This window comes from Mesorhizobium sp. W016 (assembly GCF_054719485.1).
The window spans coordinates 1007401-1019739 of the sequence record NZ_JBTTIF010000002.1 but is presented as its reverse complement, the minus strand read 5'-3'; the positions used below and the strand labels follow the sequence as shown (position 1 = coordinate 1019739).

Below are 12339 nucleotides of genomic sequence, written 5' to 3'. Positions count from 1 at the left end.
GGGATATATTTTCTCGAAGGTATTTTGAAATGGCCGAACCCCGGCTTTCCGCCCGCAGCGCAAAAGCACGAGATCTTGCGCATCGTCTTGCTCATCGCGAAAACCGCTCGATAGCGGATATCGTCGAACGCGCGCTTGAATCCTATGAGATTCGGGAGGCGGGGCGAGAACCGGCGTCCACCTTCTACTCCCGCCTGACGGCAAGCAGTGGCGCGGATATCGATCTGGAAGAAATCATCCGGAAAAGCCTCAAGGTCCATACAGGGCCGGAGCTTTGATCCTCGTCGACACCAACACAGCTCACCAGTCGGCGATGCGGTCGCCTCCGGTAAATTGCGCGCTTTTGGCGGTGTATTCGAACAGCTCTATCTTCACGCCGTTGGGATCGCGGATCCAGGCCTGAAAAGTGTCGTCGCAGGCGTGCTTCTTGGCGGTGACGTCGATGCCCTTCGATTTGATATGGGCGATCGCCGCGTCGAGATCTTCGACTTCCAGGCAGAAATGGTTGATCTGGTTCTGCTCGCTGTATGCAGTGCCGTCCTTCTGGAACACCTCGACATGGCTGCGGCCGCCGCAATTGAGGTAGAAGCCGAAGACCTTGTCGTCGCGCAGGAAATTGAACTGCGTGTCGAGGCCAAGCACGTCGCGGTAGAAGCTTCGCGTCGCCTCCAGATCATGCGCGAAGATGCAGACATGGGCGAGTTGCTTGACCTTGATCATGATGGGCTCCTCGCAGTGAAATGGCTTCAGGTTGGCGGCGTGCCGTTTTCGGCCAGCACCGCGCCGGCGAGATATAACGACCCCCCGATCAGGATGCGTGGCGCCGGCCCGTCCCAGGTGTCGCGCAGCAGCATCAGCGCACTGGCGACGGAACTGACCGGTTCGGCCGTGAGGCCGGCTTCGGTCGCCCGCACCGCCAGCTCGTCATTCGGCACGCCGGCATCGCTCATGCTCACCGGCACGGTGTAGACGTGCCGAGCCAGGCCCTTGAAGGCGTGGAAGTAGCCGCTCTGGTCCTTGGTGTTGATCATGCCGGAGATCAGAAACAGCGGCCGCGGGTTCTTTTCCTCCTGCTCGGCCAGCGCCTCGGCAATGACCATGCCGGCGCCCGGATTGTGGCCGCCGTCGAGCCAGATGTCGGCGCCCTTGGGCGCCAGCTCCATCAGCCGGCCCTGTACCAGTTTCTGCATGCGGCCCGGCCATGCGACGCTCGCCATCGCCTTCTCAGTGGCGCGATGACTGATTTCGAAACCGGTGGCCTTGACGGCGGCAATCGCTGCCGCCGCATTGGCGAACTGGTGGCGCCCGGGCAGGCGCGGTGGCGGCAGGTCCATCAGCCCGTCCTCATCCTGATAGACCATGCGGCCGTTTTCCTCGAAGGCGAGAAAATCCTGGCCGTAGACGAAGGTCGGGCAATCCAGCCGCTCGGCGGTTTCGATCAGCACTTGCAGCGCCGTCTCGCTCTCCTGCGCGCCGATGACCACCGGGCAGCCGCGCTTCATGATGCCGGCCTTTTCGGCGGCGATCAGTTCGACCCGGTCGCCGAGATAGGCTTCGTGATCCATCGACACCGGCATGATCACCGACACCGCCGGCCGGGCAACGACATTGGTGGCGTCGAAGCGGCCGCCAAGGCCGACCTCGATGATGGCGGCGGCAGCCGGATGCTCGGAAAACAGGATGAAGGTGACGGCGGTTAGGATTTCGAAGACGGTGATCTTCTGGCCGGCATTGGCCCGGGCGACGCGGGCGATGGCCTCGGCGAAGGTCTCGTCGTCGACCAGCCGGCCGCCGCCCTCGGCCGCCAGCCGGTAGCGCTCGGCCCAGTTCACCAGATGCGGCGAAGTGTGGACATGGACAAGGTGGCCGCCGGCTTCGAGCAGCGCGCGCGAAAAGGCCGCGCACGAGCCCTTACCGTTGGTGCCGGCGATATGGATGACCGGCGGCAGCCGCTCCTGCGGATTGCCGAGGCGTTCGAGCAGCCTTGTGATGCGGTCGAGCGAAAGGTCGAAGCCTTTCGGATGCAGCGCCATCAGGGCTTCGATTTCACGATCTGCGGCAAGCGTTGTCATGAGCGAATCCTACGCATGCGCGCAGGTGCACGCAATCGCGGTTTGCGGCCAGAAATGTCGCGTCAGGCTTGCGGGCGGGCTTCCGTCGGGATGACCGACGGCGGCAGGATTTCCGGCTCCAGCGGCTTTTGCTCCTGCGGCAGTTTGAGCAGGATTTTCAACAGCCGTGAAATCGTCTCGCGCAGTTCCAGCCGCGACACCACCATATCGACCATGCCGTGCTCCATCAGATATTCGGAGCGCTGGAAACCGTCCGGCAGTTTCTCCCGGATGGTCTGCTCGATGACGCGCGGGCCGGCAAAGCCGATCAGCGCGCCGGGCTCGGCAATGTGGACGTCTCCCAGCATGGCGTAGGAGGCGGTAACGCCGCCGGTGGTCGGGTTGGTCAAGACGACGATGTATGGCAGGCCGGCTTCCTTCAGCCGGTCGACGCCGATCGTGGTGCGCGGTAACTGCATCAGGGACAGAATGCCTTCCTGCATGCGCGCGCCACCGGAGGCGGCAAACAGGATCAGCGGCCGCTTGCGCTGCAAGGCGACCTCGAAACCGTGCACAATGGCGTCACCCGCGGCCATGCCGAGCGAGCCGCCCATGAAGGCGAAATCCTGCACCGTCACCACAACCGGCAGGCCTTTGACCGTGCCCAGCGCGTTGATGATGGCGTCTTCCAGGCCGGTCTTGGCCTTGGCGTCCTTCAGCCGGTCCGTGTAGCGCTTCTCGTCGCGGAACTTGAGCGGGTCCTGCATGACCTTGGGGTTCTCAAGCTGCTCGTATTTGCCGTCGTCGAGGAAGAATTTCAGCCGTTCCTTGGCCGAAATCTTCATGTGATGGCCCGATGACGGGATGACGAACTGGTTGGATTCCAGGTCCTTGTGAAACACCATCTCGCCGGTCTCGGGATCCTTGATCCAGAGATTCTCGGGCATGTCGGTGCGCCGACCGAGCATCGAATTGATCCTCGGGCGAACGTAATTGGTGATCCAGTTCATCGCTTCGGCTCCTGTCCTGACGAAGAGTTGGCTCGTGCATGTCGCCCAAAAGTGGGAACCGGTTTTGGGATAACGACTTGCACAAGGCCTAAGTAGGGAAACTATTCGGCAGCAGCAAGGCGGGCCGAACGCACGCCCTGAGACAGTCCGCTGACCAGGGTGGCGACGGCCTCGGCCGGGTCGGCGGTCTTCTCGCCCTTCGGTCCCAACACATTGGCGACCGCGTTGACGATCGCGGTGCCGACGACGACGCCATCGGCATTGGCGCCGATAATGCGCGCCTGCTCGGCGGTCTTGACGCCGAAGCCGACGCAGACCGGCAGATTGGTGTGGCCCTTGATGCGCTTGACCGCGGCGGCAACCTTGCCGGTGTCGGCCAAAGCCGAGCCGGTGATGCCGGTCATCGACACGTAATAGACGAAGCCCGACGTATTCTGCAGCACCTTGGGCAGGCGCTTGTCGTCGGTGGTCGGCGTTGCCAAGCGGATGAAGTTGATGCCGGCCTTCAGCGCCGGAATGCAGAGTTCTTCGTCCATCTCCGGTGGCAGGTCGACGACGATCAGCCCGTCAATGCCGCTGGCGATGGCGTCCTTGAGGAAGCGATCGACACCGTAGATGTAGATCGGGTTGTAGTAGCCCATCAGCACGATCGGCGTTTCATTGTCGGTGGCGCGGAAATCAGCCGCCGTCTTCAGCGTCTTGACCAGGGTCTGGCCACCTTTCAGCGCCCGCAGGCCAGCGGCCTGGATCGCCGGTCCATCGGCCATCGGATCGGAAAACGCCATGCCCATTTCAATGATGTCGGCGCCGGCCTTGGGCAGCGCCTTCATGATCGACAAAGCGGTGTCATAGTCGGGGTCGCCGCTCATGAAATAGGTGACGAGCGCCGGGCGGCCCTCGGCTTTCAGTTTTGCCATGCGGCGGTCGATGCGGGTCACCATGATCAGATCTCCATGCCCAGCATCGAGGCCACTGTGTGCACATCCTTGTCGCCGCGTCCCGACAGGTTGACGATGACGATCTGGTCCTTGTCCATATCAGGCACGATCTTCACCGCATGCGCGATGGCGTGGGCGGATTCCAGCGCCGGGATGATGCCTTCGACGCGCGTCGTCAGCTTGAAGGCTTCCAGCGCCTCGTCGTCGAGGATCGGCACATATTCGACGCGGCCGGAATCGCGCAGCCAGGAATGTTCGGGGCCGACGCCGGGATAGTCGAGGCCGGCTGAGATCGAATGGCCGTCGAGGATCTGGCCGTCGGCGTTCTGCAAGAGATAGGTGCGGTTGCCGTGCAGCACGCCGGGCGCGCCGGCATTCATCGAGGCGCAATGCTCGATGCCGTCAAGGCCGCGGCCGCCGGCTTCGATGCCGATGATGCGGACTTCTTTGTCATCCAGGAACGGATGGAACAGGCCGATGGCGTTCGAGCCGCCGCCGACAGCCGCGATGATGGTGTCGGGTAGCCGGCCTTCCTGTTCGAGGATCTGGGCGCGCGCCTCGATGCCGATCACCGACTGGAAGTCGCGCACCAGCTCCGGATAGGGATGCGGGCCGGCGGCAGTGCCGATCAGGTAATAAGTGTCCTCGACATTGGTGACCCAGTCGCGCAACGCTTCGTTCATGGCGTCCTTCAGCGTGCCGTGACCGGCGGTCACCGGCCGCACTTCGGCGCCGAGCAGCTTCATGCGGAAGACGTTGGGGCTTTGGCGGGCGACATCGGTGGCGCCCATATAAACGACGCAGGGAAAGCCGAAGCGCGCCGCGACCGTGGCCGCGGCAACGCCGTGCTGACCAGCGCCCGTCTCGGCGATGATGCGCTTCTTGCCCATGCGCTTGGCCAGCAGGATCTGGCCGAGGCAGTTGTTGATCTTGTGCGAACCGGTGTGGTTCAAATCCTCGCGCTTGAAGTAGACTTTGGCGCCGCCCCCGAGGCCCTTCGCCGAGGAAACCTCACGAAGGTGTTTTGTGAGCCCTTCGGCGAAATACAGCTTTGATGGCCGACCGGCATAATGGGTCGACAGGTCGGTCAGTTCGGCCTTGAAGTCCGGATCGTTCTTGACCTCGTTCCAGTGCCGTTCGAGGTCGAGGATCAGCGGCATCAGCGTCTCGGCCACGAAGCGGCCCCCGAAGATGCCGAACATGCCCTGTTCGTCGGGTCCCGTGCGGAAGGAATTGGGTGTCGCCGGCTTGTTCATCGCCGATCTCCTGGTCTTGGTTCTGAGCATGTCTTATCGGAAAACCGGTTCCCACTTCTCCGGAACATGCTCGGGTTCGAAAGAAGTGCCTCAGGCAGCGCGGTCGTCGCGCGCGGCCCTGACGGCCCGGAAGAACTGCTCGATCAGCGCCGGATCCTTGACGCCCGGGCCGCTTTCCACCCCCGACGAAATGTCTATCGCGGGCGGATTGGCTGATATCAGGGCGTCGCCGATATTGGCGGCGTTGAGCCCACCGGAAAGCATGTAATCGAGCCCGGCGTCAAGGCCGGCCAGGATGCGCCAGTCAAAGGCGACGCCATTGCCGCCCGGAAGTTGCGAGCCCTTTGGTGGCTTGGCATCGAACATGAAGCGATCGGCAACGCCGATGAACGGCTTTAGCCGCTCGAGATCGGCTACCTCACTGACGGAGAACACCTTCATGACAGGCAGGCCGTAGCGAGCTTTCACCTCGGCCACCCGCTCGGGCGTCTCCGTGCCGTGCAACTGCAGCATGTCGGGGCGCATCTTTGCGACGATCTCATCCAGGAACGCGTCATCGGCATCGACCGTCACGGCGACCGCCCTGGCCTTGCCGATTGCCGCCTCGCGCAGGCGGCCGGCTGCCGCAGGCTCGACATAGCGCGGGCTTTTAGCAAAGAAGATGAAGCCGACATGGCTGGCGCCGCCGGCCAGGGCCGCGGCCATTGCCTCATCGGTCTTCAATCCACAGATCTTGATATCGAGCGCCATGGCGCGGGGCTTGGCACGAAACCGGCCAAGAGTCGAGAAAAAGCATGCTGTTTGCCGGCAACGCCAAAGGCGCTACCTATTGATGGGAGAAGCAAGGCGGAGCAGACGAATGGCCGACCAGAGCATAGCCGAACTCAGGCAGAAGATCGCGCAAGCGCGCGACGTCATCGCCCATCTGATGCAAAAGGCCGCCTTCGACGGGGCGGAAGCGCACCGGGTCCTGGATTATTTCGGCAGCGATGCGTTCGAGCAGAATTTCCTGCCATGGCCGCGCCATGGCGACGAAGGGCTGCGGCCTGAAGAGCTTAATGCGGCCAATGATGATTGAGCGCGCCGCCGGCGAAGGCTAATCGAACACAATCGCCTGCAATGCCCCACCATTCCGCTTCAGCCAGTCCTTGCAGCGGTCGGTGTCGGGGCAGAGCTGCTCGCACAGTTTCCAGAATTTCGGGCCGTGGTTCATCTCCTTGAGATGCGCCACCTCATGCGCGACCAAGTAGTTTATCACCGGCGTCGGCGCCATCATGATGCGCCATGAGAAGGACAAATTGCCGTCGGAAGTGCAGGAGCCCCAGCGGCTCGACGTGTCCTTGAAGCGGATAGCCTTGGCGCGCTTGCCGATGGCCTCGGTATGCTTGACCACCAGCTTCTCGATGTCCTTCTTGGCCTCGCGCCTGAGGAAATCGGCGATGCGGCGCGGCAAATGTATGCGCTCGCCATGGACGATCAGCAGCGGACCGCGCTCGTCGCGCGACACGGTGACGGTGCCGCGTTTCGACGGTTCGTGGACGATGCGATGCGCGACGCCGCGTATCGGGATCTTGATGCCGGGGCGCACTTGCGGCCGTGTCGGTACCTTGGCCAGACGCTGCTCCAGCCAGCCCTGATGGCGGTGAAGGAATTTCTCCACCTCGCCGCGGCGCAGGCCCGGCGGCACGGTGATGCGCAGCCCCTGGCCGCCCGAATCGATGCGCAGCGTCAGCCGCCGTGCGCGGGCGCTCTCGACGATCCTGAGCGGCAGTGTGCGGCCGGCAACGACGTGCTCTCGCTCTTCGACAGGCGAGGGTTTTGGTTTGGTCAGGTTGCGGAAAAAGCCGAAGGACATGGCTGAACGATACGCGATTCGAGGAAAACGACCAGAACAAAAAAGAAACGGCGCCGCTCGCGCGACGCCGTCCATCATGCCAAGGCCTGTCTTAGAGCGCCGCGCGTCTCTGACGCGCAAAGGACGCTGTAGCACTCTAATTCGGCGCATGAACCTTTCCGAAAATCGGTTTCGATTTTCGGGGTCATGCGCGCAGCCTCAGTCGTCAAGCAGGTTCGGGCCCTTGCGCTTGGGCGTCGCGGGCTTGGCCGTTTCGGCCGAGCCTGTCTTCGCAGGCGCTGTCGACTTGTTGCGGTTGGCCATGAAGCGGTCGAACTCGTCCTGGTCCTTGGCGCGGCGCAATTCGCGGGCGTACTCGTCGAACTCGCTCAGCATCTCATCGAGCTTGCGACGCTCTTCGGCGAGGCGTTCGAGTTCCTTCTCGCGCCAGTCGTCGAAAGCGACATTGCCGGTGCGGGCCGAACCGTGGCCCCAGCGCGCGGCCTTGTCGGAACCGCGACGGCAGCCGGCGAAGATGCCGTCGGTGGCCCGGTTGACGTCGCGCTTGAAGCCGTCAAGCCGGTCGCCCCAGATGATGTAGGCGAGCATGGCGAAGCCAAGCGGCCAGAACACCATGAAGCCGATCACCATCAGCGCGATGGTCGCCGGCGTCCAGGCCGGGCGGATCAATGCGGATGTGTTCATTTTCTCCCATTCCTTCGGTTGGAGACAGCCAAGAGCGGCTGCGTGGATTCGAAATGGGATGAGAAAAACGGCGATTCAAGACAACGTCCGCCAAAACCGGACAAGGTCCTGAATTGATTATCGCTTTTTGACCGCTTCGAGGAAAAGCACGACCAGGCCGGCGACCAAGCCCCAGAAGGCGGCGCCAACGCCGAACAAAGTCAGCCCCGACGCGGTGACAACGAAGGTGACAGTAGCCGCCATGCGCTGGTCCTCGTCCTTGAGCGCGATCGCCAGCGCGTTGGCCAGCGACCCCATCAACGCCAGGCCGGCCACCAGCACGATCAGGCTTTGCGGCAGCACTGCGAAGATCGCCACCAGCGAGGCGCCGAAAACCGCGAAGATCAGATAGGCAAGTGCATAGAAGGGTCCGGTCTTCCAGCGCTCGGCCGGGTCGGGATGGACGTCCGGCCCGGTGCAGATCGCCGCAGAGATCGCGGCCAGATTGGTGGTCGAGCCGCCAAACGGCGCCGACAGCAGCGAGAACAGGCCGGTGACGCCGATCAGCGGGCCGGGTTCGGGGTGATAGCCGGCGGCGCGCAAGACGGCGAGACCCGACAGGTTCTGCGACGCCATGGTGACGAGGTAGAGCGGCAGCGCCAGGCCGATGACAGCTGCGGCGCTGAAATGCGGAGCAATCAGCGTCAGCGTCGACAGTTCCGGTGCCGGCAGTCCGCCGACGCGGCCTGTCAGGAAGGCGGCGATGCCGCCGCCGATCAGCACCGCCAGCACCGACAGCGCCGGGTTGAACAGGCGAATGACGAAGAAGGCCGCGATCAGCGGCAGGATCAACCAGGGGTCGACCGGAATGGTCTTGACGGCATTGAGCGCGAAGGTGACGACGATGCCCGCCAGCATGCCGGACGCGACTGACGCCGGTATCCTTGATATCAGCTGGGTCAGCGGCTTGAACAGGCCGGTGGCGATCAACATTAGGCCGGTGACGATGAAGGCGCCGACCGCATCGGCCATGGTAAACCCGCTCGATGCCGCCATCAGCGCCAGGCCCGGTGTCGACCAGGCGGTGATGATGGGTATTTTCGTGCGCCAGGACAGCCACAAGCATTCGATCGCCATCGCCGCGCACACTGCCGTCACCCAGCTCGCGGTTTCGGCTTGCGTGGCGCCAACCGCCTTGGCGGCGGCAATGACGACGGCCAGCGTGCCGCCGAAGCCGACGATTGCCGCGACAAAGGCGGATATCGGGATGGAAATGCGCATTCTCGCCTACCCCGCCCGCTGAACCATGTCGCCCACCGCCCTCAGCAGCATGTCGAGATCCTGCGGCCGCGACAGGCGGTGGTCGCCGTCGGGAATGAGCGACAAGGTGACGTCGTCGGCCGGCAGCAGCGAGACCAGCTTCAGCGCATGGCTTGCCGGCACATCGGCATCGGCCAGGCCCTGCAGGATGTGGACGGGGCAATGGGTATCGATCGGCCCGGTCATGACCCGGTTCGCCCTGCCGTCCTCGATCAGCGCGCTTGTGTAGATGTAAGGCTCGGCGGAATAGTCCGAAGGTTCTTCGAAAAAGCCTTTCTCCCGAAGTTCGCGCCTCTGTGCCTCCGTCAGAGCCGGCTCGACCAGCTCGGCGGTGAAATCCGGCGCCGGCGCGAGCAGCACCAGGCCAACCACATTGCTGTCGCCCGCCTTGCGCAGCTCCTGCACCATGCGCAGCGCGATCCAGGCGCCCATCGACGAGCCGACCAGGATTTGCTTGCCCTCGGTGAAATGCCGGAAGACGGCGAGGCTCTCGCCAAGCCATTTCGAGATGGTGCCGTCGGCAAAGGCGCCGCCGGATTCGCCATGGCCGGAATAATCGTGGCGGAGATATGCGCGGCCTTCCCTTGCCGCCCAATCCGACAGCGTCTGCGCCTTCGTGCCGAGCATGTCGGATTTGTAGCCGCCGAGCCAGACGACGCCGGGCGTTGCGCCCGCCGCATGGCGCACAGCGATATCAATGCCGTCGACATCCAGCAGGGTTGGGGTGGTCGCGGTCATGGCTGTGGATCAATCCTGGTTCTGGGGGCCTGATTGTGGGAGCCTGATTTTACTCGCCGGTCTTTTGACACAGGCACAGGCGAGGCGGAAAGTGCTCGCGACATCCTTTGTTTGGTGCAGGCCTGCGATCAGGGTGATTTTCTGTCAGCGCTGTGCTATTGACTCCGCCCGCGCGCTCACCACATTGGCGCGTCCTGAACATTTCTAGATTGAAACCCTGAACGTCTAGATTGAAACCCTGAACGAAACGGCCAAGGAGACCACGACCATTCGCAGACCTTTCAAAGCAGCGGCGCCCACCAAGGATGGCCCGCGCTCCAACCGTGATATCCGGGTTCCCCGGGTCCAGCTGATCGACGCCGATGGCCAGAACCGCGGCGATATTTCCATCAACGACGCATTGCTGCTCGCCGAAGAGGCAGGCCTCGATCTGGTCGAGATCTCGCCCAATGCGGTGCCGCCTGTCGTCAAAATTCTCGATCTCGGCAAATTGAAATACGCCAACCAGAAGAAGGCGGCCGAGGCGCGCAAGAACCAGAAGGTCATCGAGATCAAGGAGATCAAGATGCGCCCGAACATCGACAGCCATGACTACGAAACCAAGATGAAGGCCGTGCGGCGCTTCTTCGAGGAAGGTGACAAGGTCAAGCTGACGCTGCGCTTCCGCGGCCGCGAGATGGCGCATATGGAACTCGGCATGCAGCTCCTGAACAAGGTGCGCGAGGAGACGGCTACCATCGCCAAGGTCGAAGCCGAGCCGAAGCTGGAAGGCCGCCAGATGATGATGGTGCTGGCCCCGCGCTAGATCAGTTCGGGCGTTGCGCTCTAAATCCGCCTGAATCCTGTCTCATGGCGTCCCGGCGATCGGCGGGACGCCAATTCTCCTGTCCAGACGCCGCGATCGCCGGCAAAGCTTCTCGACGATCGGATTCCCGACATGGCCAATGAAATCAACCCTGCGCCCATCAAGGAGCTGAGCGGCTACCAGCACATGCGCCGCATGGTGCTTGCGGTGCTGGTGGTGGTGCTGTTTGCGGCACTGCTGTTCGGCCAGTCGACCTTCCCGCCCGATACCCCGGTGCATGAAACGATCGAGATGGTCGGCGTGCTGCTGATCTTCCTTGGCGTCGTCGGCCGCTTGTGGTCGACACTCTATATCGGCGGGCGCAAATCCTCCGAAGTGGTCACCGGCGGCCCCTATTCGATCACCCGCAATCCGCTCTACGTGTTCTCGACCGTTGCCGCCGCCGGCGTCGGGGCGCAGATCGGCTCGTTCTCCGGCATCGTCCTGTTTGCGCTTTTGTGCGCCGGCGCCTTCCACATCGTCATCCTGCGCGAGGAACGGTATCTCAAGGAGGTTCTCGGCGCGCCCTATACAGCCTATCTGGCGCGGGTGCCGCGTTTCTTCCCCCAGCTGTCGCTCTACCAGGAAGGCGACACCGGCAGCTTCAAGCCGCGCCTCTTGCTGACCACCTTGCTCGACGGGCTGGTGTTTCTGGTGGCGTTGCCGGTGTTCGAGACCATCGATGGCGCCCAGCAATCGGGCATTCTGCCGGTGCTGTTTAGGCTGCCCTGATCGCGGAGAGAGCGTCGCAGCCGCTCGGGTGTTGCGCGCCAGCCCGCTTTGACGTATAGGACCGCCGTTCCAAGAAAACCGCCCGGCAGGGCATGCCGTGGCGGTTTCATTTGCTTTTCGGGCTTTGGTCCGCCCGAAGCGAACAAGAAGCGCGATTGTGCGCCACCAATACGGAGTAGCAAAATGCCCAAGATGAAGACCAAATCGGCCGCCAAGAAGCGGTTCAAGATCACAGGTACGGGTAAAGTCCTGTCGGCTGCGGCCGGCAAGCGTCACGGCATGATCAAGCGTTCCAACAAGTTCATTCGAAATGCCCGCGGCACGATGGTTCTGGCTGAACCGGATGGCAAGAAGGTCATCAAGAATTTTCTGCCGAACGGCCTCTGAGCATTCGGTTTCAGGAACAGCGTTTAAGGAGATCATGACATGGCACGCGTAAAAAGAGGCGTCACCTCGCACGCCAAGCACAAGAAGGTCCTGAAAGCCGCGAAAGGCTTCTACGGCCGCCGCAAGAACACCATTCGCATCGCCAAGCAGGCGGTCGAAAAGTCGATGCAGTATGCGTATCGCGACCGCAAGAACCGCAAGCGCTCGTTCCGCGCGCTGTGGATCCAGCGCATCAACGCCGCGACGCACGAGCATGGCCTGACCTATGGCCGCTTCATCGACGGCCTCAACAAGTCCGGTATCGAGATCGATCGCAAGATCCTGTCCGACATGGCCATCCATGAACCGCAGGCGTTCGCCGCACTCGTGGCCAAGGCCAAGGTCGCGCTCGAATATCTGAAGAACACCACCCCGAATGCTTTTGAAAGCGCTGTCGCCTAGAGCATGATGCCAAAAAGTTGCTGACTTTTTGGACAACATCATGCTCAGGGAAATTTAGCGAGGAGCGCGATCTTTCCGAAAAGTCTGCAACTTTTCGGGATCGG

Annotated in this window: 16 protein-coding genes; 6 read left to right on the top strand and 10 right to left on the bottom strand. The window is 62.7% G+C overall.

Features of this window, described 5'->3' with window-relative positions; translation table 11 throughout:
- Positions 1 to 29: 29 nt before the first annotated feature.
- Entirely contained in the window at positions 30 to 278 is a 249-nt protein-coding gene (locus tag ACYG9V_RS05475) for a hypothetical protein (protein WP_023827359.1), read from the top strand.
- Positions 279 to 300: 22 nt separating this feature from the next.
- On the opposite strand, the gene ACYG9V_RS05470 is transcribed toward ACYG9V_RS05475, so the two are convergent.
- The 6 genes from ACYG9V_RS05470 to ACYG9V_RS05445 form a co-directional block, all read right to left on the bottom strand.
- On the bottom strand, positions 301 to 720 hold the full coding sequence (locus tag ACYG9V_RS05470; protein WP_023681395.1) for a VOC family protein: 420 nt from the start codon (positions 718 to 720) through the stop codon (positions 301 to 303).
- A gap of 26 nt (positions 721 to 746) precedes the next feature.
- The gene (locus tag ACYG9V_RS05465) at positions 747 to 2072 is read right to left on the bottom strand and encodes a bifunctional folylpolyglutamate synthase/dihydrofolate synthase (RefSeq protein WP_023672293.1); all 1326 of its coding nucleotides are present in this window, start codon (positions 2070 to 2072) and stop codon (positions 747 to 749) included.
- A 62-nt stretch (positions 2073 to 2134) separates the two neighbouring features.
- On the bottom strand, positions 2135 to 3061 hold the full coding sequence (gene accD / locus ACYG9V_RS05460) for an acetyl-CoA carboxylase, carboxyltransferase subunit beta (RefSeq protein WP_023672292.1): 927 nt from the start codon (positions 3059 to 3061) through the stop codon (positions 2135 to 2137).
- 101 nt (positions 3062 to 3162) lie between these two features.
- Entirely contained in the window at positions 3163 to 4002 is an 840-nt protein-coding gene (gene trpA / locus ACYG9V_RS05455) for a tryptophan synthase subunit alpha (protein ID WP_023681394.1), read from the bottom strand.
- 2 nt (positions 4003 to 4004) lie between these two features.
- Positions 4005 to 5255: a tryptophan synthase subunit beta gene (trpB, locus tag ACYG9V_RS05450; RefSeq protein ID WP_023681393.1), complete on the bottom strand. Its 1251-nt coding sequence runs from the start codon at positions 5253 to 5255 to the stop codon at positions 4005 to 4007.
- A gap of 90 nt (positions 5256 to 5345) precedes the next feature.
- Complete coding sequence (locus ACYG9V_RS05445) at positions 5346 to 6005, bottom strand: phosphoribosylanthranilate isomerase (protein ID WP_023681392.1); 660 nt, start codon at positions 6003 to 6005, stop codon at positions 5346 to 5348.
- Positions 6006 to 6114: 109 nt separating this feature from the next.
- Here ACYG9V_RS05445 and ACYG9V_RS05440 point away from each other — a divergent pair, with 109 nt between their 5' ends.
- Positions 6115 to 6333, top strand: a complete 219-nt coding sequence (locus tag ACYG9V_RS05440) for a hypothetical protein (RefSeq protein ID WP_023672288.1) — start codon at positions 6115 to 6117, stop codon at positions 6331 to 6333.
- An 18-nt stretch (positions 6334 to 6351) separates the two neighbouring features.
- Here ACYG9V_RS05440 and ACYG9V_RS05435 read toward each other — a convergent pair whose 3' ends face one another.
- From ACYG9V_RS05435 to ACYG9V_RS05420, 4 genes are all read right to left on the bottom strand, one after another.
- Complete coding sequence (locus tag ACYG9V_RS05435) at positions 6352 to 7110, bottom strand: M48 family metallopeptidase (RefSeq protein WP_023681391.1); 759 nt, start codon at positions 7108 to 7110, stop codon at positions 6352 to 6354.
- A gap of 198 nt (positions 7111 to 7308) precedes the next feature.
- Positions 7309 to 7794 carry a DUF2852 domain-containing protein gene (locus ACYG9V_RS05430; RefSeq protein ID WP_023672286.1) on the bottom strand — a complete coding sequence of 162 codons (486 nt, stop codon included), beginning with the start codon at positions 7792 to 7794 and terminating at the stop codon, positions 7309 to 7311.
- Between the two features lie 117 nt (positions 7795 to 7911).
- The gene (locus ACYG9V_RS05425) at positions 7912 to 9054 is read right to left on the bottom strand and encodes a benzoate/H(+) symporter BenE family transporter (RefSeq protein ID WP_352765607.1); all 1143 of its coding nucleotides are present in this window, start codon (positions 9052 to 9054) and stop codon (positions 7912 to 7914) included.
- A 6-nt stretch (positions 9055 to 9060) separates the two neighbouring features.
- Positions 9061 to 9831: an alpha/beta hydrolase gene (locus tag ACYG9V_RS05420; protein ID WP_023714492.1), complete on the bottom strand. Its 771-nt coding sequence runs from the start codon at positions 9829 to 9831 to the stop codon at positions 9061 to 9063.
- Between the two features lie 268 nt (positions 9832 to 10099).
- On the opposite strand from ACYG9V_RS05420, the gene infC reads away from it, so the two are divergent.
- The 4 genes from infC to rplT all read left to right on the top strand — a co-directional run bounded on the left by infC (position 10100) and on the right by rplT (position 12235).
- Positions 10100 to 10636, top strand: a complete 537-nt coding sequence (infC, locus tag ACYG9V_RS05415) for a translation initiation factor IF-3 (protein WP_023744911.1) — start codon at positions 10100 to 10102, stop codon at positions 10634 to 10636.
- A gap of 132 nt (positions 10637 to 10768) precedes the next feature.
- Positions 10769 to 11407: a methyltransferase family protein gene (locus tag ACYG9V_RS05410; protein ID WP_352765609.1), complete on the top strand. Its 639-nt coding sequence runs from the start codon at positions 10769 to 10771 to the stop codon at positions 11405 to 11407.
- 183 nt (positions 11408 to 11590) lie between these two features.
- On the top strand, positions 11591 to 11794 hold the full coding sequence (gene rpmI / locus ACYG9V_RS05405; protein ID WP_006201248.1) for a 50S ribosomal protein L35: 204 nt from the start codon (positions 11591 to 11593) through the stop codon (positions 11792 to 11794).
- 39 nt (positions 11795 to 11833) lie between these two features.
- Positions 11834 to 12235, top strand: a complete 402-nt coding sequence (gene rplT, locus ACYG9V_RS05400) for a 50S ribosomal protein L20 (protein ID WP_023672281.1) — start codon at positions 11834 to 11836, stop codon at positions 12233 to 12235.
- Positions 12236 to 12339: the final 104 nt, after the last annotated feature.

Coding starts and splice junctions, on each gene's coding strand:
- ACYG9V_RS05475 (WP_023827359.1), top strand. CDS start 30: ATGGCCGAACCCCGGCTTTCCGCCCGCAGCGCAAAAGCACGAGATCTT.
- ACYG9V_RS05470 (WP_023681395.1), bottom strand. CDS start 720: ATGATCAAGGTCAAGCAACTCGCCCATGTCTGCATCTTCGCGCATGAT.
- ACYG9V_RS05465 (WP_023672293.1), bottom strand. CDS start 2,072: ATGACAACGCTTGCCGCAGATCGTGAAATCGAAGCCCTGATGGCGCTG.
- accD (WP_023672292.1), bottom strand. CDS start 3,061: ATGAACTGGATCACCAATTACGTTCGCCCGAGGATCAATTCGATGCTC.
- trpA (WP_023681394.1), bottom strand. CDS start 4,002: ATGGTGACCCGCATCGACCGCCGCATGGCAAAACTGAAAGCCGAGGGC.
- trpB (WP_023681393.1), bottom strand. CDS start 5,255: ATGAACAAGCCGGCGACACCCAATTCCTTCCGCACGGGACCCGACGAA.
- ACYG9V_RS05445 (WP_023681392.1), bottom strand. CDS start 6,005: ATGGCGCTCGATATCAAGATCTGTGGATTGAAGACCGATGAGGCAATG.
- ACYG9V_RS05440 (WP_023672288.1), top strand. CDS start 6,115: ATGGCCGACCAGAGCATAGCCGAACTCAGGCAGAAGATCGCGCAAGCG.
- ACYG9V_RS05435 (WP_023681391.1), bottom strand. CDS start 7,110: ATGTCCTTCGGCTTTTTCCGCAACCTGACCAAACCAAAACCCTCGCCT.
- ACYG9V_RS05430 (WP_023672286.1), bottom strand. CDS start 7,794: ATGAACACATCCGCATTGATCCGCCCGGCCTGGACGCCGGCGACCATC.
- ACYG9V_RS05425 (WP_352765607.1), bottom strand. CDS start 9,054: ATGCGCATTTCCATCCCGATATCCGCCTTTGTCGCGGCAATCGTCGGC.
- ACYG9V_RS05420 (WP_023714492.1), bottom strand. CDS start 9,831: ATGACCGCGACCACCCCAACCCTGCTGGATGTCGACGGCATTGATATC.
- ACYG9V_RS05410 (WP_352765609.1), top strand. CDS start 10,769: ATGGCCAATGAAATCAACCCTGCGCCCATCAAGGAGCTGAGCGGCTAC.
- rpmI (WP_006201248.1), top strand. CDS start 11,591: ATGCCCAAGATGAAGACCAAATCGGCCGCCAAGAAGCGGTTCAAGATC.
- rplT (WP_023672281.1), top strand. CDS start 11,834: ATGGCACGCGTAAAAAGAGGCGTCACCTCGCACGCCAAGCACAAGAAG.